This is a genomic window from Cupriavidus gilardii (assembly GCF_008801915.1).
GTDB classification, from domain to species: domain Bacteria; phylum Pseudomonadota; class Gammaproteobacteria; order Burkholderiales; family Burkholderiaceae; genus Cupriavidus; species Cupriavidus gilardii.
In genome coordinates this window covers 84,137-101,052 of record NZ_VZOV01000018.1, presented here as the reverse complement: position 1 = coordinate 101,052, position 16,916 = coordinate 84,137, and the positions used below count along the sequence as shown (strand labels likewise).

Below are 16,916 nucleotides of genomic sequence, written 5' to 3'. Positions count from 1 at the left end.
CGAAGGGAGCAGCCGCTGCGCCGCTCCCGCGCTACGACGCCGGCGCCAGGTCGGCTGGCGCCTCGGCCGTCCATTCGCGCAGGAAGGTTTCGCCATCGCGCCGGCCCAGGTCGTAGGCCAGCGTCATGCCTTCCGGGCGCGTGTAGTCCCAACTCGAGATCGGCACCCGCCGCGACGGCTGCAGATACAGGCGCCGCTGGCCGTTCCACTCGACCACGAAACGGCGCGGGCGCGGATACAGCCGCGTCATCAGCACCAGCACGTCGCCCGGCGTCGGGTCGAGCGCGTCGACCGGTACGTTGTCGACCAGCCCTCCATCGAGTACCGCGCGGCCATCGCGTCGCAGCACCGGCGTGAACGGCGGCGTGCAGGACGACTGCAGCAAAAGGTCTGCCAGCTGCTCGGGCGTCGCGCAGTCCTGGGCGCGCACGAACTCCGGATGAAAGCCCAGCGTGCGGCCCAGCCGCGGATGCAGCGTCTTGAGCAGATGCTTGTCGATGTTGTAGGCCAGCAGCCCGGCCATCACGGCAAGCCGCGGTCCGCACCAGCGCGGGATATGGGCGACGCCGACGCGGATCTCCGGCGCGGCCTGCAGCCGCGCCAGGCGGCCGTCGCCGAGGATCGACAGCAGCGCCGCCCGGTAGATGCCGTAATGCGGAAACACGCGCTGGCTGCCCAGCAGATTGCGCCAGTAGGCGTTGCGCTTGTTGCCGGCCAGCACGCCGCGGTAGTAGTCCATCACCTGCCGCGACTCGTGCGTGTAAATCATGCAGGCGGTGGCAGCACCGGCCGAGATGCCGGCGATCACGCGCGGGCGCAGCCCGAGTTCGGGGGCGACGGTGTCCCACCAGCCCGCCTGCCACCAGCAGCGATTGCCGCCGCCGGCGAATACCACCTGCTCGAACGGTCCGCCGTACTGGGGTGTGCGCGGCGCCGTGCGCGCGTCGGCCGCCATCTGCGGGCGGGTGGCGGACATCGTCACAGCAGCGCGTAGGTAGTGGTGGCCTGCACCGCCAGCTTGCCGTCGGGGCCGCGCAGCGCGATCTCGCCGAACACGACGGTCTTGCCCAGCCGCAGCACCGTGGCCTGCACCAGCATGTCGCCCTCGATCACGGGGCGCATGAAGTTGGTGGTCAGGCTGACGGTGGTCATCGGGCGGAAGCCGCCCAGCGCGCTGGAGATCGCGACGATCATCGCGGTGTCGGCCGCGGACATCAGCACCTGGCCGCAGACCACGCCGCCGGCGTGGCGAAGGGAAGGATCGAAGGGCAGGCGCAGCGTGACGCTGTCGGCGTCGACGCGCTCGGCGCGCAGGTTCAGCTGGCGGACCCAGGGCGCAAGCACGCGCTCCAGGATGGCGTCGATGTCGGCGATGGCAAGCGTCGTCTCTGGCATGGCGGCCCGTCGGTGGTCCTCGGTTGTCCTGGCCGCCCGGCTACTCGGTCTCCTCCGGGGCGGCGCGATGTTTCAGCCAATGATACAGGGGGCCGGTACACAGCACCACGAAGGCCATCCGGATCACGTGGAAGGCCGTGACCAGCGGCACGCCGAGCTCGAGCACCTTGGCGGTGATGCACATCTCGGCGATGCCGCCCGGCGTGGTGCCCAGGATCACGGTGGCCGGATGCGCCCCCGACAGCGCCGCCAATGCCCAGCCGAACAGCGCCGATATCACCAGCGCCACCAGCGTGTACAGCGCCACGCCGGCCAGGAAGCGCGGGGCCGTATGCAGGAACTCGCGCGAGAAGCGCACGCCGAGCGAGACGCCGATCAGCAGCTGGCCGGCATGGCTCATCGAGGTCGGGATCGCCGACAGCTCGATGCCCGAGGCGGTCAGCACGGCGGCGGCGATCAGCGTGCCGATGACAAAGGGATTGGGCAGGTTCAGCCGTTGCATCAGCAGCGCGGCGGCCACCGTGATCGTGATCAGCGCGGCCAGCCCGAACCCGTCGACGGTGCGCGGCCCCGGGATATAGGTATCGAGGCCATGAATACCGCCATATTGAAAAAGCGCAGGCACGATTACTACCACCAATAACACGCGCAGCGAATGCGCGGCCGCGACCTGGTCGATCCGTGCGCCGTTGCGCTCGGCCAGGTTGGCCATCTCGGAGGCGCCGCCGATCGCGGTGGAAAAGAACGCGGTCTTGAACGCGACCCCGGTGGTCCGGCGCAGCAGCAGCGCGCCGGCGGTGCCGAGCACCAGCGCGAACAGCGAGCCGGCGATCACGTAGGGCGAGAACTCGATCAGCTTGGCCACCACGTCCGGCGTGAAATAGAGCCCCAGCGAGGTGCCGATGGCCCATTGGCCGGCGTTGCGGGCCTGCGATGGCGCGCGCAGGTCGGCGCCCATCATGCGGGCCGCGGCCACGGCCAGCAGCGGGCCGATCATCCAGGGCAGCGGTGTGCGCAGCCATTCGCACAGCAGGGCGGCGCCCAGTCCAAGCAGCAGCGTCAGCAGCGTCGGACGCCAACGGGAGAGTACGGATCGCATGACGGTGGCGGGCTGGCGCAGGACGCCGCCGCTTTTTTCTTGTGGTCGGAGGAGAGCAGGCAAACGACAAGGCCCGGGAGCTCCGGGCCTTGTGGCGTCACGCGCATTGTCGCGCATTGTGGCGCACGATGTTGCGCCGGATGTCGTTCTTCAATTCTTCAGTTCGCCGCGTCGGCCACGCCCCGCATCGCCGAGCGCCGCGACAGCCAGCGCAGCAGCCGCGGGACCACCACGACGGCGACGGTCAGCGCGAGGATCGACGCCGAGATCGGATGGCGCAGGAACATCGTCCAGTCGCCCTGGCTGATCGACAGCGCGTTGCGCAGCTGCTTCTCGGCCATCGGCCCGAGGATCATGCCGACGATCACCGGCGCGGTCGGGAAGTCGAAGCGGCGCATCGCCATGCCGAGCAGGCCGATCAGGAACAGCAGCAGCAGGTCGAAGGCCGACTGGCGGATGCCGTAGGCGCCCAGCCCCGCGAAGATCAGGATGCCGCCATAGAGCAGCGGGGTCGGGATGCGCAGCATGCGGACCCACAGCCCGATCGCGGGCAGGTTCAGCACCAGCAGCATCACGTTGCCGATATACAGCGAGGCGAGCAGGCCCCACACCAGGTCGCCGGAGGTCTGGAACAGCATCGGACCGGGTTGCAGGTTGTAGTTCTGGAACGCCGCTAGCATGATCGCCGTGGTGTTCGAGGTCGGGATGCCCAGCGTCAGCAGCGGCGCCAGCGTGGCGGTCACCGCGGCGTTGTTGGCGGCTTCCGGCCCGGCCACGCCCTCGATCGCGCCCTTGCCGAATTCTTCCGGATGCTTGCTCAGCTTCTTCTCGCTGGCGTACGACAGGAAGGTCGGAATCTCGGCGCCACCCGCCGGGATCAGCCCGAACGGAAAGCCGATGAAGGTGCCGCGCAGCCATGCCGGAATCGAGCGCTTCCAGTCCGAGCGCGTCATCATCACCGGTCCGAGCTTGTTGAAGGTGCCCTCCGGCTGCGGGAAGAACGCGTTGAACAGCGCCTCGCCGACCGCGAACAGGCCGACCGCGACGACCACGATGTCGATGCCGTCGTACAGCTCCTGGATGCCGAGCGTGTAGCGGGTCTGGCCCGACAGCGAATCCATGCCGACCAGGCCGATGCCCAGGCCCAGGAACAGGCTGGTCATGCCGCGCAGCAGCGACGAGCCCAGCACGGCCGATACCGTGGTGAAGGCCAGCAGCATGATCATGAAGTATTCGCCGGGACCGAACTGCAGCGCGACGTCGGCCGCGACCGGTGCGAACAGCGACAGCAGCACGGTGGCGATGGTGCCGGCGACGAAGGAGCCGATCGCCGCGGTGGCCAGCGCCGGACCGGCGCGGCCGCGCTTGGCCATCAGGTTGCCTTCCATCGCGGTGATCATCGTCGACGACTCGCCCGGCGTGTTCATCAGGATCGAGGTGGTCGAGCCGCCGTACATCGCCCCGTAGTAGATGCCGGCGAACATGATCAGCGCCGCGGTGGGCTCGACCTTGGCCGTCAGCGGCAGCAGCATCGCCACCGTCAGCGCCGGGCCGATGCCGGGCAGCACGCCGATGGCGGTGCCCAGGAAGCAGCCGACCAGCGCCCACATCAGGTTCAGCGGCGTGATCGCGACGGCAAAGCCGTTCATCAATTGATTCAGCGTATCCATTTGCGTGTCTCCGGCCTTGCAGGCCCGCGATTTACAGGCCCGCGATCGGCAGCAGCGGCAGGTTGATGCCGAGCAGGAAATCGAACAGCAACCACATCGGCACCGTGATCGCCAGCCCGATCAGCGCGTCGCGGACCAGGCGGCGGCTGCCGTAGCCGCGCGCGACGCAGACCATCAGCAGCGTGGAGGCCAGCACGAAGCCCAGCGTGCCGATCAGCGCCATGTTCAGCAGCAGGCCGGCGGCGACCCACAGCAGGCCGCGCGGGCTGTGCGGCTGCGAGGGCAGCTCGGCATCCTCCTCGGGCATCGCGCGAAAGCCGCCGCGTACGCCCTGCCAGGTCAGCAGCGCGCCGCAGATGGCGAGGCCGACGCCGACCAGCGTCGGCACGAAACGCGGCGACAGGCCGGCATAGCCGGATTCGCCCGAGATGCCCTGGATGCCGGCGAAGAAGCAGGCCGACAGCAACAGCACGACGATGCCGATGGCGGTGTGGGAAGGTTTCACGATGGGCTCCGGATCGAGGCCGGATGCGGGGAGCGCATCCGGCGGGGGGCGGAAACGGAAGGGCCGCGGTCCGGGAGGCCGCGGCGCCGGTGCCGCTGTCAGGCCCGATGGACCATGACGGCAAGGGCCTGGCGTGGCCAGGCCGAGGGCTGGGAAGGCCTTACTTGGCGACGCCCAATTCGCGCAGCATCGCGCCCAGCCGGGCCGATTCCGCGTCGACGAACTTGCCGAACTCGTCGCCGGTCAGCAGGAACGGCGTCCAGTCGTTCTTGGCCAGCGCCTGCTTCCACGCCGGCGATTCGGTCGCCTTGACCACCGCGTCGGTCAGCGCCTTGCGCTGCTCGGGCGTGATACCGGGCGCGCCGTAGACGCCGCGCCAGTTGTAGATCTCGACGTTGATGCCCTGCTCCTTCAGCGTCGGGATATCGGCGACGCGGTCCTTCGAGGTCACCGCCAGCGCGCGCATCTTGCCGCTCTTGATGAAGGGCAGGAATTCGGACACGCCGGCGACGCCGGCGGTCACGTGGCCGCCCAGCACCGAGGCCGAGGCCTCGCCGCCGCCCTGGAACGGCACGTAGTTGATGCGCTTCGGATCGACGCCGATGTCCTTGGCGATCAGCCCGGCCAGGATATGGTCGATCGAACCCTTGGAGCCGCCGCCCCAGCTGACGCTGCCCGGGTTGGCCTTGAGCTGCGCGGTCAGGTCCTTGATCGACTTGATCGGCGAGCTGGCCGGCACCGTGATCACCATCGTGTCGGTAAACAGCCGCGCGATCGGCGTGGCGTTCTTCAGCGTGACCGGGGGCTTGTTGGTCTCGATCGCGCCGACCATCACGGCGCCGGTGACCAGCAGCGCGTTGGGATTGCCCTTGTCGGTGTTGACGAACTGGGTCAGGCCGATGGTGCCGCCCGCGCCGCCGCGATTGTCGTAGGACGCGGACTTGGCCACGCCCGCCGACACCATCGCGGCGCCCAGCGTGCGGCCGGCCTGGTCCCAGCCGCCGCCGGGGTTGGCGCCGATCATGAACTTGGCGGTGTCGACGGCGAACGCCGGACCGGCCGCCACGGCGGCGCCGATCAGGGCAAATTGGAACAGGCGGGGAAGTCGAACGAGGGTGCGGCGCATGGCGTCTCCTGCTTGCGATATCGTGGTTTTATGGTTCCAGTGGCCGCTCGGACGGCCATGGCGGCGATTCTAGGAGCCGGAAACTGTCAATAAGCTGTCAAAACTTCAGCTTGTTGACTGGGGTTTACGCTGATCGGGTGGACTTTGGAAGGGGCTGGCAGCGGTGGTCGGTGGTAGTCGGCTGCGATCGGCGCAATCGGCGGCGATCGGCTGCGATCGAAAGGGGCGGCCCGCGGTATGGCCGATTCACGCGCCGGCGGCCAGCGGCAGCCGCAACTCGGCCCGCAGCCCCTGCCCCTGGCGGGCCTCGTGCAGCGTCACGCTGCCGCCGAAGCGCGCCGCCATCTCGCGCGAGATCGCCAGGCCCAGGCCCGAACCGGGCTCGTCGTGGCCGACGCGGCGATAGAACCGGGCGAACACCTGCTCGCGCTCCTCGGCCGGGATGCCGGGCCCGTCGTCCTCGACCGCCAGGCAGGCGCTGCCCTGCTCGCGCGCGGCCGACAGCGTGATACGGCTGCCGCGCGGCGAGTACTGGATCGCGTTGTGGACCAGGTTGGCCAGCGCCTCGCGCAGCAGCGCCGCGTCGGCGCGCACCGGCAGCGGCCGGCCGCCGCCGTCCTCCCAGCCGAAGTCCTGCTGCTTGGCGCGCGCCAGCGGCAGATAGTCGAGCGCGACCTGGCCGGCCACCGCGGCGGCGTCGATCACGGGATCGGGTGCCGGCGCTTGCCGGCCAGCGTCGCCGGCCTGCGCCTCGTGCTGGCGTACCCGCGCCAGCGCCAGCAGCTGGTTGGCCAGGCGCGAGGCCTGCTCCAGCTGCGAAACGATGCCGTCGACCGCCTCGCGCGCGGCGCCCGGATCGCCGCTGCCGTCGAGCTGCCGGCGCGCGAACTCCGCCTGCGTCTTCAGGATCGCCAGCGGCGTACGCAGCTGATGCGCGGCGTCGGCAATGAACTGCGCCTGGGCCTGCGCCATCGCCGCCGAGCGCGACACGTGCCGGTTGACCGCATCGACCAGCGGCCGGACCTCGGCCGGCACCGGATCGACCGCGAGCGGCGTCAGGTCGTCGGGCGGGCGCGCCTCGACATCGTCGCGCACGCGCTTGAGCGGGCGCAGCACGAAGGTCACGCCGCCGACCAGGATCAGCGCGCTGGCCACGATCAGCAGCGCATCGCGCGCCAGCGTGTTGCGCCACACCGCGCCGACCAGCGCCGCGCGCGGCTCGGCCGATTCGGCCACCTGGATGATCACGCGCATATGGGCATCGGGCCGGTAGACCGGCCGTGCCATCGCGGCGATGCGCACCGGGGCGTCGCGATAGACCGCGTCGTAATAGCGCGGCACGTTGTTGGACAGCGTGCCGCGCGGCAGCGGCAGGTCGTCGTAGCCGGTCACGGTCTCGATGTCGCCCTCGCGTTCGAGCGCGACGCGATAGAACACGCGCGTCTGCGCCGCGGTCTCGAACATCTCCATGGCGGCGTCGGGCAGCGTCAGCTGCACGGTTTCGCCTGCCATGCCGATCGCGTTGTCGATCGCGCGCACCGAGCCGTACAGCGAGCGGTCGTAGGCGGTATTGGCGGCATCGCGCAGCGTGCCGTAGGTCAGCCAGCTGTCGAGCGCCATCATCGCCGCCAGCGCCGGCAGCAGCAGCACCAGCAACTGCCGGCGCAGGCTGCCGCGCAGCCAGCGCCGCGGCGGACCGCCGCGGGGACCGCCCGGCGTGCTCAAGCGGCGGCCTCCGCTTCGAGCAGATAGCCGAAGCCGCGCAGCGTGACGATGGTCACGCCGTGGCCGGACAGCTTCTTGCGCAGCCGGTAGATCAGCACCTCGATGGCATCGGGATTGACGTCGGCATCCAGCGAGAACACCTTGTCGAGCAGTTGCGCCTTGGTCAGCGGCTGGCCGCTGCGCGCCAGCAGCGCGCCGAGCAGCGTCGATTCGCGCGGCGTCAGCGCCAGCGGCGCGCCGCCGAGCGTGAAGCTGCGCGTCTCGCCGTCGAACACCAGCGCGCCGCATTGCAACCGCGGATGGGCGCGGCCGCGGCTGCGGCGGATCAGCGCCAGGATGCGCGCTTCCAGTTCGGCCAGCGCGAAGGGCTTGGGCAGGTAATCGTCGGCACCGAGGTTCAGGCCGCGCACGCGTTCGTCGAGCGTGTCCTGCGCGGTCAGGATCAGCACCGGCGTGCGGTCGTCGCGGCCGCGCATCGCCTTGAGCACCGACAGGCCGTCCTTGCCGGGCAGGCGCAGGTCCAGCACCACGGCGTCGTATTCCTCGGCCTGCAGGCGCGCGTCGGCGAGCAGGCCGTCGGCCACGTGTTCGACCACGAAGCCGCCCTGCTCCAGCGCACGCGCGACCCAGTGCGCGAGTTCGGTTTCATCTTCGACCAGCAGAATGCGCATGCCGGCCTCCTGCCGGAGTTGGAACGCGAAACAGGAACATCCAGAAGGAACGCGAATGCGGGAATCGTCCGCGGCGGGGGGCGAACGCGCTTGCGTTCGCGTCCGATGTCGCCATGCGGGCGTGGACTCGCGGCCCGATCCGGGCGCCTATAATACCGCTCCACCGTCGCGCCGGTTCGCCGCTTCCGCGCGCGGCCGCGACCCCGCGCGCCCCTTCCGCTTGCCTGTCCAGCCGCCTTCCATGCCTGCCGATCCGCCTGCATCAGCCGAGCGCGGCGACCCGCCCTCCTCGCTGCGCCGCCGCCTGCTGGCGGGCGCCGGTGCGCTGGCGTGGCAAGGCGCATTCGCGGCGCCGGGCGCCGCGCCGAGTCCGGTGAACCCGCCGCCCGGCTATCCGGCCGACTACCCGCAGATCATCGCGCGTGCCCAGCGCGAAGGCATGGTCACGGTCTATGCGTCGACCGACGAGGATGTCGCCCGGCCGCTGCTCGATGCCTTCGAGGCGCGTTTTGCCGGCGTCAAGGTCGGCTATCGGGACCTGAACACCATCGAGCTGAACCAGCGTTTTCTCGCCGAGTCCGCGCAGCCGGTCCGCGCCGATCACGCCGACGTGCTGTGGAGCACCGCGATGGACCTGCAGATCAAGCTGGTCAACGACGGCCACGCGCTGCACTACGCGTCGCCCGAGCGCGCGGGGCTGCCGGGCTGGGCAAGCTGGCGCGAGGAGGCCTGGGGCACCACCTTCGAGCCGGCGGTGATCGTCTACAACCGCCGCCATTTCGACGGCATGCCGGTGCCGCGCAGCCGCAGCGCGCTGGCCAGGCTGCTGCAGGACAACGCAGCGCGCTGGCGCGGGCGCGTGGTCACCTACGATATCGAGCGCTCCGGCGTCGGCTATCTGCTCGCGCAGCAGGATGCGCGCATGGGCGGCGAGTTCTGGTATCTGGCGCAGGCGCTCGGGCGGGCCGGCGTGCGGCTGTCGGCGTCGACCGCCGACATGGTCGAGTCGGTCGCCAGCGGCGAACTGGTGCTGGCCTACAACCTGCTGGGCTCGTATGCGCTGTCGCTGATGGAGCGCGGCGCGGCGATCGGCGTGGTGGCGCCGAGCGACTACACGCTGGTGATGTCGCGCGTCGCCTTCATCGCGCGCCGCGCGCCGCATCCTTGGGCCGCGCGGCTATGGCTCGATTTCCTGCTGTCCCGCGAGGGACAGGCACTGCTGGCGCGTTCGGCGTCGCGGCTCTATACGATCCGCACCGACACCAGGAGCGGCCATACCGCGGCGGCGCTGGCCGAGCGGCTGGGCTACGCCTTCAAGCCGATCAGCGTCGGTCCGGGCTTGCTGGCGGCGCAGGACACGCTGCGCAAGCAGGCCTTCCTCGCGCGCTGGCGCGAGGCGATGAAGGGGTGAAGTCCGGACAAGGGGAAGCGACGGGACGGCACGAGCGCGTTGCGGCGGGTGGCCGCGCAGCGCATCAGCCGCCCGCGCACTGCTGCTGTTGGACCTTGAGCCGCAGGGCCGCCATTTCCTCGTCCAGCCTGGCCATCGGCCGCGGCACATAGCCCTTGCGCAGCGACGGTGCGAAGCGCAGCGTGTCGACGAAGACGTCGGCGAGCCGTTCCGCGTCGGCATTCAGGTCGAAGTCGCCCGGCGCGAACAGCCAGTGGGCCAGCACGCCGCCGATGGCGGCGTGGAAGGCGTTGACCGCCAGGTCCAGATCGAGGTCCGCCGACAGCTGGCCGCGATCGACCGCCAGACGCAGGTGCTCGCGCATCTTCAGCAAGCCCTGCTCGTGCGACTGCCGCTGGCGCTCGAGGATGGCGCCGTTGTCGTCCACCATCTCGCACTTGTGGAATACGATCTCGAACACGCGCCGCCATTGCGGATTGACCACCGTCTCGCGGAACACCAGCGCGACGATGTCGCGGATGCCGCCGAGCGGGTCCTCCTGGCTGGCGATCCGCTCCGGTTCGCACAGCGCCTCGACCGGCAGATGCACGCGGTCGCACATGGCGGCAAACAGATCGCTCTTGTTCTTGAAATGCCAGTAGATCGCCCCCCGGGTCACCCCGGCGGCCTCGGCGATATCGGCCAGCGAGGGCCGCGCCACGCCGCGCGCATGGAATACGGCCTCGGCCGCGTCGAGGATGCGATGTCGCGTCTCGAGGGCTTCTTCCTTGGTACGTCTGGCCATAAGCGGTGTCTTCAGTGGGCGGTGGGGACGAATGGGACGGCTTCGCCGAGGATCGCGGCGGGTACCTGCGGTCGCCGGCCAGCCAGGAAAGAAACGAATCCGTCACGAAACTGCGATACCACTGGACTTCCTGCCTCTGTTTTGCTGCGGTGCGACGGGCGGCATGCTAACCGATCCCGGTTGCCCTCGCATATGCGGTCGGTGCCCAATTGCAAAAGGCGTGAAACCGACCGGCAAAGCGGCCGGCGGCCGGCAAAGAGACGGGGCATCCTTGCGGTGCAATATTTCTCTTACATACATGCTTGAATGTATATATACTACGCGCTAGCCACAATTTGGACCAGCCCTGCGCATCTTTCTACCAAGAGATCCTGACCATTCGGGTCCTGCGGGCTGCATGTAGTGACGCATACGCGACCATCTGTCGCAATCCATACGGCACCATTGCGGTTTGTGGCTAGTATTGTTCTTTTTCTCCACGACGGTCCGTCGTGGAGTTCTGCCGCACAGGACGTCCACGCCGGCCCCTTAGCTCTGGGCCGGCGTTTGGCGTATCCGGCCGATCTCAAATTGCCATCACGGGGTTATCGATGAGGAAGTCCCAACGTTCGAGTTTGCTTGCCGTTACCGCTGCGCTGACGGTACTCACGCTGTCCGCCTGCGGCAACGACGCCCCGCAGGGCGGCGCGATGCCGCCGCCCGAGGTGGGCGTGGTGACGGTGACGCCGACGGCGGTGCCGGTCGTCAACGAGCTGCCGGGCCGTCTCGAGGGCGTGCGCACCGCCGAAGTGCGGGCGCGCGTCGAAGGTATCGTGCTGTCGCGCAACTATCGTGAGGGCGGCGAGGTCAAGGCCGGCCAGGTGATGTTCAAGATCGACCCGGCGCCGTATCAGGCCCAATTGGCGTCGGCCAAGGCCAGTCTGGCCCGGGCCGAGGCCAATGCGGTCGCCGCGCGGCAGAAGGCCGAGCGCTACAAGCCGCTGGTCGCCGTCAACGCGGTCAGCAAGCAGGAATATGACGAGGCTGTCGCGGCTGCCGGCCAGGCCGCCGCCGAGATCGCCTCGGCCAAGGCGGCCGTCACCACGGCCCAGATCAACCTGGGCTATACCACGGTCACGGCGCCGATTTCGGGCCGTGCCGGCCGTGCGCTGGTGACCGAGGGCGCGCTGGTCGGCAACGGCCAGGCGACCCAGCTGGCGCTGGTCGAGCAGGTCGATCCGATCTGGGTGACGTTCACCCAGCCCGCCACCGAGGTGATGCGGCTGCGCCGTGCCATCGAGTCGGGCGCCATCAAGGGCGTCGACGGCGGTGCCAAGGTGCGCCTGTTCCTCGAGGACGGCACGGAATACAGCGAGACCGGCAAGCTGCTGTTCTCCGACATGACGGTCGACCCGAGCACCGGCGCGATCACGCTGCGTGCGCAGTTCCCGAATCCCCGCCGTGATCTGCTGTCGGGCACCTATGTGCGCGTGCGGGTCGAGCAGGGTGTCGACGAGAACGCGCTGACCGTGCCGCAACGCGGCCTGATCCGCAGCGGCCAGGGCGCCTCGGTGCTGGTGGTCGGCGCGGACGGCAACGTCGCCGCGGTGCCGGTCAAGGTCGGACCGGCGATCGGCGATCGCTGGGTCGTCACCGAAGGCCTGAAGGGCGGCGAGAAGGTGATCGTCGAGGGCCTGCAGAAGGTCAAGCCGGGTGCGCCGGCCAAGGCAGTGCCGTTCCAGGCACAGGCCCCGGCCGGTGGCGCGAGCGGCGCGGCCGCGGCTGGTGGCCAGGGCGGCGCCTCGGCACCGGCGGCCGCTTCGGCGGCTGCGGCCAAGCAGGGCTGAGCACCGCGCCTAGCGGTAAGCGCAAGCAGATAGCGGAATACAAAGGGAGCCAGCCTCATGGCCAAGTTTTTCATCGACCGGCCGGTGTTCGCGTGGGTGATCGCGCTGATCATCGTGCTGGGCGGGATATTGTCGATCACGCAGCTGCCGATCGCCCAATATCCCAACATCGCGCCGCCGACCATTTCGGTCACGGCGACCTACCCCGGCGCCTCCGCCAAGACGCTCGAAGACTCGGTCACCTCGGTGATCGAGCAGGAGCTCAATGGCGCGCCCGGGCTGATGTACTACCAGTCGACCAGCGAGTCGACTGGCCTGGCGACGATCACCATCGCCTTCCAGCCGGGTACCAACGTCGACCTGAACTCGGTCGAGGTGCAGAACCGCCTGAAGCGCGTCGAGGCGCGCCTGCCGGCGGAAGTGCGCCAGCAGGGCGTGCGTGTCGAGAAGGCCGGGAACAACTACATGATGTTCCTGACCGTGACGTCCAAGTCCGGTAGCGCCAGCGCGATCGAGCTGGGCAACTACGTGTCGGCCAGCGTGCTGGACTCGATCCGCCGCGTGCCCGGCGTCGGCCAGGCCGACCTGTTCGGCACCGAGTACGCGATGCGCGTGTGGCTCGATCCGGCCAAGCTGACCGGCTACAACCTGACCCCGCTGGACGTCACCGCGGCGATCTCCGAGCAGAACATCCAGGTCGCCGTCGGCGAACTGGGCGGCACGCCGTCGCCGCGCGGTACCGAGCTGAACGCCACGGTGACCACGCAGAGCCGGCTGTCGACGCCCGAGGAATTCGCCAACATCCTGTTGCGCGTGAATCCGGACGGCTCGCAGGTGCGCATCCGCGACGTCGGCCGCGTGGAACTGGGCGGCGCCGACTATTCGACCGTCGCCCGTACCAACGGCAAGCAGTCGGCCGCGATCGCGATCAAGCTGGCGCCGACCGCCAACGCGCTGGCGACGGCCACCGCGGTGCGCGCGAAGATGGAGGAGCTGTCGAAGTTCTTCCCGGCGGACTACGAGTACACCGTGCCGTACGACACCTCGGCCTTCGTCAAGATCTCGATCGAGGAAGTGGTCAAGACGCTGCTCGAAGCGATCGTGCTGGTGTTCCTGGTGATGTACCTGTTCCTGCAGAACTTCCGCGCCACGATCATCCCGACGCTGGTGGTGCCGGTCGCGCTGCTCGGTACGTTTGGCATGCTGCTGGCGTTCGGCTTCTCGATCAACGTGCTGACGATGTTCGGCATGGTGCTGGCCATCGGTATCCTGGTGGACGATGCGATCGTGGTGGTCGAGAACGTCGAGCGGATCATGAGCGAGGAAGGGCTGTCCCCGCGCGAGGCGACCCGCAAGGCGATGGGCCAGATCACCGGCGCGATCGTCGGCATCACGCTGGTGCTGACCGCGGTGTTCATCCCGATGGCGTTCTTCGCCGGTTCGGTTGGCAACATCTATCGCCAGTTCTCGCTGTCGCTGATCGCGTCGATGGCCTTCTCGGCGCTGATGGCGCTGACGCTGACCCCGGCACTGTGCGCCACGCTGCTCAAGCCGGTCGAGGCGGGCCATCACCACGAGAAGAAGGGCTTCTTCGGCTGGTTCAACCGCACCTTCGCGCGGGCGGCCACCGGCTACCAGAGCATGGTGGCGAAGATCCTGGGCCGTACCGGCCGCTACCTGATCCTGTACGGCCTGATCGTCGCCGCCGTCGTGCTGCTGTTCCAGCGCCTGCCGTCGTCGTTCCTGCCTGACGAGGACCAGGGCTACACGATCACCGTGGTGCAGCTGCCCAATGGCGCGACGCAGGAGCGCACCCTCGGCGTGCTCAAGCAGATCGAGGACTACTACCTGCAGAAGGAAAGCAAGATCGTCGACCAGATGATCACGGTGGCGGGCTTCTCGTTCTTCGGCCGCGGCCAGAACGGCGGTATCGCGTTCGTGCGGCTGAAGGACTGGAAGGAGCGCACCGGCTCGGACGAAACCGCGCAGGCCCTGGTGGGCCGTGCCTTCGGCGCGCTGTCGTTCATCAAGGACGCGATCATCTTCCCGCTGAACCCGCCGGCGATTCCGGAACTGGGCAACTCGTCCGGCTTCGACTTCCGCCTGCAGGACCGCTCGGGCCAGGGTCACGCCAAGCTGATGGAAGCGCGCAACATGATGCTCGGCATGGCCGCGCAGAATCCGGTGCTGGCCGGCGTGCGTCCGGAAGGCCAGGAAGACGCGCCGCAGCTGCAGATCGACATCGACCGCGAGAAGGCGCGCGCGCTGGGCGTGTCGATCGCCGACATCAACTCGACGCTGTCGATCGCGTTCGGCTCCTCGTACGTCAATGACTTCATCTACGAGGGCCGCGTGCGCCGCGTGATCGCCCAGGCCGAGGGCGCGGACCGCCGCCTGCCGGACGACCTGACCAAGCTGCGCGTGCGCAACAGCAACGGCGACATGGTGGCCTTCGCGGCGTTCGCGACGTCGAAGTGGATCATGGGCTCGCCGCGTCTGGAGCGCTACAACGGTCTGCCGGCGGTCAAGCTGGCCGGCCAGGCCGCGCCGGGCCGCAGTACCGGCGAGGCGATGGCCGCGATGGAAGAGATGTTCGCCAAGCTGCCGCCGGGCTTCGGCTTCGAGTGGTCGGGTCAGTCGTTCGAAGAGCGGCTGGCCGGCGCGCAGGAACCGATGCTGTACACGCTGTCGCTGATCATCGTGTTCCTGTGCCTGGCCGCGCTGTACGAAAGCTGGTCGATCCCGGCCGCGGTGCTGCTGGTGGTGCCGCTGGGCGTGCTCGGCGCGCTGCTCGGCGTGACGCTGCGCGGCATGCCCAACGACGTCTACTTCAAGGTGGGCCTGATCGCCACCATCGGCCTGTCGGCGAAGAATGCGATCCTGATCGTGGAATTCGCCAAGGACCTGCAGGCGCAGGGGCGCAGCCTGATCGACGCGACGCTGGAGGCGGTGCACCTGCGCTTCCGGCCGATCCTGATGACGTCGTTCGCGTTCATCCTCGGCGTGCTGCCGCTGGCGATCTCGACCGGCGCCGGTTCGGGCAGCCAGCGCGCGATCGGTACCGGCGTGATGGGGGGCATGATCACCGCCACCGTGCTGGCGATCTTCCTGGTGCCCGTGTTCTTCGTGGTGATCCGCAAACGCTTCAAGGGCAGCGAGCGTCAGCGCATGCTGGACCAGAAGTGGCTGGACCCGAAGGAGGAAATCTGACATGACCAAGACACTGACCGCGCTGCTGCTGGTGGCCGGCGTGCTGTCCGGCTGCACGCTGGCGCCGCGCTATGAGCGGCCGGCCGCGCCGGTGGCGGCCGAATTCCCGACCGCTACCGAAGGCTACGGCCAGTCCGAGGTGAAGACCGGCGAAAGCCGCCGCGCCGCCGACATCGGCTGGCGCGAGTTCTTCCGCGATGCGCGCCTGCAGGCGATGATCGAGACCGCGCTGAACAACAACCGCGATCTGCGCACCGCCGCGCTGCGCATCGAGGAAGCGCGCGCGCTGTACCAGGTGCAGCGCGCCGACCTGCTGCCGACCGTCAACGCGACAGGCGGCTATACCCGCCAGCAGGTCTCGGGCGCGGCCTCGCCCTCGGGCCAGGGCTATACCGCCGGGTACTGGCAGGCCGGCGGCGCGATCACCTCTTACGAGCTCGATTTCTTCGGGCGCGTGCGCAGCCTGTCCAACGCCGCGCTGGCGCAGTACTTCGCCACCGAGGAAGCGCGGCGCGCCGCGCAGATCTCGCTGGTGTCGGAAGTCGCCAAGGCCTATCTGGCCGAGCGCGCCTATGACGAGCAGTACCAGATCGCGCAGAACACGCTGAAGACCCGCGAGGAAACCTTCCGCCTGGCGCAGCAGCGCTTCGAGGCGGGCGCCACCTCGGCGCTGGACCTGCGCGACAACGAGTCGCTGGTGGCCCAGGCCCGCGTGTCGGCCGCCGAGCTGGCGCGCCAGCGCGCGCAGGCGCGCAACGCGCTGGAGGTGCTGGTCGGCACCCCGCTCGGCGCGATCCCGAACCTGCCGCCGCCGCGCACGCTGTCGGACGAACGCTTCGTCACCGACATCCCGCCGGGGCTGCCGTCGGACCTGCTCGAGCAGCGTCCCGATATCCGCCAGGCGGAACAGCAACTGCTGTCGGCCAACGCGAATATCGGCGCCGCCCGCGCCGCGTTCTTCCCGCGCATCTCGCTGACCACCCAGCTGGGCAGCATGAGCCGCGACTTCTCCGGGCTGTTCGAGGCCGGCACCAAGGCGTGGTCGTTCGCGCCGCAGCTGGTGCTGCCGATCTTCGACTTCGGCCGCAACATGTCGAACCTGGACCTGGCCAACGTGCGCAAGAACATCCAGGTGGCGAACTACGAGAAGACCATCCAGGTGGCCTTCCGCGAGGTCGCCGACGCGCTGGTTGCGCGCGGCACGCTGGAAGAACAGGTCGCCAGCCAGGAGCAGGTGCGCAACGCCGAAGCGGCGCGCTTCGAACTGGCCAACCTGCGCTTCCGCAGCGGCATCACCGGGCAGCTCGAAACGCTGGACGCGCAGCGGCAACTGTTCACCGCCGAACAGGCGCTGATCCAGGCGCGCCAGCTGCGGCTGAACAACGCGATCGACCTGTATCGGGCGTTGGGCGGCGGGCTGTCGGAAACCGGCCCGGTGGCATCCGCGCCGACGCCGCAGAACGGCACCGCCCGCTGATCGCAGCGGTCCGGCAG

At 69.2% G+C, this 16,916-nt stretch carries 13 protein-coding genes; 4 read left to right on the top strand and 9 right to left on the bottom strand.

Going from position 1 to position 16,916, the window contains the following annotated elements; all coding sequences use genetic code 11:
- Positions 1–31: 31 nt before the first annotated feature.
- From F7Q96_RS19625 to F7Q96_RS19590, 8 genes are all read right to left on the bottom strand, one after another.
- Positions 32–955 (bottom strand): patatin-like phospholipase family protein, encoded by a 924-nt coding sequence (locus F7Q96_RS19625; RefSeq protein WP_053823258.1) that lies wholly within the window; start codon positions 953–955, stop codon positions 32–34.
- 23 nt (positions 956–978) lie between these two features.
- Positions 979–1,395 (bottom strand): PaaI family thioesterase, encoded by a 417-nt coding sequence (locus F7Q96_RS19620; RefSeq protein ID WP_006579522.1) that lies wholly within the window; start codon positions 1,393–1,395, stop codon positions 979–981.
- A 40-nt stretch (positions 1,396–1,435) separates the two neighbouring features.
- On the bottom strand, positions 1,436–2,494 hold the full coding sequence (locus F7Q96_RS19615; RefSeq protein ID WP_151023141.1) for an AbrB family transcriptional regulator: 1,059 nt from the start codon (positions 2,492–2,494) through the stop codon (positions 1,436–1,438).
- A 158-nt stretch (positions 2,495–2,652) separates the two neighbouring features.
- Entirely contained in the window at positions 2,653–4,164 is a 1,512-nt protein-coding gene (locus F7Q96_RS19610; RefSeq protein WP_151023138.1) for a tripartite tricarboxylate transporter permease, read from the bottom strand.
- A gap of 31 nt (positions 4,165–4,195) precedes the next feature.
- Complete coding sequence (locus F7Q96_RS19605; protein ID WP_053822888.1) at positions 4,196–4,669, bottom strand: tripartite tricarboxylate transporter TctB family protein; 474 nt, start codon at positions 4,667–4,669, stop codon at positions 4,196–4,198.
- 160 nt (positions 4,670–4,829) lie between these two features.
- Positions 4,830–5,795: a tripartite tricarboxylate transporter substrate binding protein gene (locus tag F7Q96_RS19600; RefSeq protein ID WP_053822889.1), complete on the bottom strand. Its 966-nt coding sequence runs from the start codon at positions 5,793–5,795 to the stop codon at positions 4,830–4,832.
- Positions 5,796–6,041: 246 nt separating this feature from the next.
- Positions 6,042–7,520 (bottom strand): sensor histidine kinase, encoded by a 1,479-nt coding sequence (locus tag F7Q96_RS19595; RefSeq protein ID WP_053822890.1) that lies wholly within the window; start codon positions 7,518–7,520, stop codon positions 6,042–6,044.
- A complete protein-coding gene (locus F7Q96_RS19590; protein ID WP_053822891.1) occupies positions 7,517–8,191 on the bottom strand; it encodes a response regulator in 675 nt (224 codons plus the stop codon). The genes F7Q96_RS19595 and F7Q96_RS19590 overlap by 4 nt, the downstream gene beginning before the upstream one ends.
- A gap of 241 nt (positions 8,192–8,432) precedes the next feature.
- Here F7Q96_RS19590 and F7Q96_RS19585 point away from each other — a divergent pair, with 241 nt between their 5' ends.
- Positions 8,433–9,602 (top strand): ABC transporter substrate-binding protein, encoded by a 1,170-nt coding sequence (locus F7Q96_RS19585; RefSeq protein ID WP_082371584.1) that lies wholly within the window; start codon positions 8,433–8,435, stop codon positions 9,600–9,602.
- Between the two features lie 64 nt (positions 9,603–9,666).
- On the opposite strand, the gene F7Q96_RS19580 is transcribed toward F7Q96_RS19585, so the two are convergent.
- Positions 9,667–10,386 (bottom strand): TetR family transcriptional regulator, encoded by a 720-nt coding sequence (locus tag F7Q96_RS19580; protein WP_053822892.1) that lies wholly within the window; start codon positions 10,384–10,386, stop codon positions 9,667–9,669.
- A 590-nt stretch (positions 10,387–10,976) separates the two neighbouring features.
- Between F7Q96_RS19580 and F7Q96_RS19575 the strand changes: the two genes are divergently transcribed.
- From F7Q96_RS19575 to F7Q96_RS19565, 3 genes are read left to right on the top strand one after another with little or no spacing between them, the layout of a single operon-like run.
- Positions 10,977–12,212, top strand: a complete 1,236-nt coding sequence (locus F7Q96_RS19575; RefSeq protein ID WP_053822893.1) for an efflux RND transporter periplasmic adaptor subunit — start codon at positions 10,977–10,979, stop codon at positions 12,210–12,212.
- 57 nt (positions 12,213–12,269) lie between these two features.
- A complete protein-coding gene (locus F7Q96_RS19570; protein ID WP_023263838.1) occupies positions 12,270–15,422 on the top strand; it encodes an efflux RND transporter permease subunit in 3,153 nt (1,050 codons plus the stop codon).
- Between the two features lies 1 nt (position 15,423).
- On the top strand, positions 15,424–16,899 hold the full coding sequence (locus tag F7Q96_RS19565; protein WP_053822894.1) for an efflux transporter outer membrane subunit: 1,476 nt from the start codon (positions 15,424–15,426) through the stop codon (positions 16,897–16,899).
- Positions 16,900–16,916: the final 17 nt, after the last annotated feature.

Bases quoted from the DNA above. Each gene is read 5' to 3' on its own strand.
- F7Q96_RS19565 (WP_053822894.1), top strand. From the start codon at position 15,424: ATGACCAAGACACTGACCGCGCTGCTGCTGGTGGCCGGCGTGCTGTCC.
- F7Q96_RS19570 (WP_023263838.1), top strand. From the start codon at position 12,270: ATGGCCAAGTTTTTCATCGACCGGCCGGTGTTCGCGTGGGTGATCGCG.
- F7Q96_RS19600 (WP_053822889.1), bottom strand. From the start codon at position 5,795: ATGCGCCGCACCCTCGTTCGACTTCCCCGCCTGTTCCAATTTGCCCTG.
- F7Q96_RS19625 (WP_053823258.1), bottom strand. From the start codon at position 955: ATGGCGGCCGACGCGCGCACGGCGCCGCGCACACCCCAGTACGGCGGA.
- F7Q96_RS19610 (WP_151023138.1), bottom strand. From the start codon at position 4,164: ATGGATACGCTGAATCAATTGATGAACGGCTTTGCCGTCGCGATCACG.
- F7Q96_RS19580 (WP_053822892.1), bottom strand. From the start codon at position 10,386: ATGGCCAGACGTACCAAGGAAGAAGCCCTCGAGACGCGACATCGCATC.
- F7Q96_RS19590 (WP_053822891.1), bottom strand. From the start codon at position 8,191: ATGCGCATTCTGCTGGTCGAAGATGAAACCGAACTCGCGCACTGGGTC.
- F7Q96_RS19575 (WP_053822893.1), top strand. From the start codon at position 10,977: ATGAGGAAGTCCCAACGTTCGAGTTTGCTTGCCGTTACCGCTGCGCTG.
- F7Q96_RS19615 (WP_151023141.1), bottom strand. From the start codon at position 2,494: ATGCGATCCGTACTCTCCCGTTGGCGTCCGACGCTGCTGACGCTGCTG.
- F7Q96_RS19620 (WP_006579522.1), bottom strand. From the start codon at position 1,395: ATGCCAGAGACGACGCTTGCCATCGCCGACATCGACGCCATCCTGGAG.
- F7Q96_RS19585 (WP_082371584.1), top strand. From the start codon at position 8,433: ATGCCTGCCGATCCGCCTGCATCAGCCGAGCGCGGCGACCCGCCCTCC.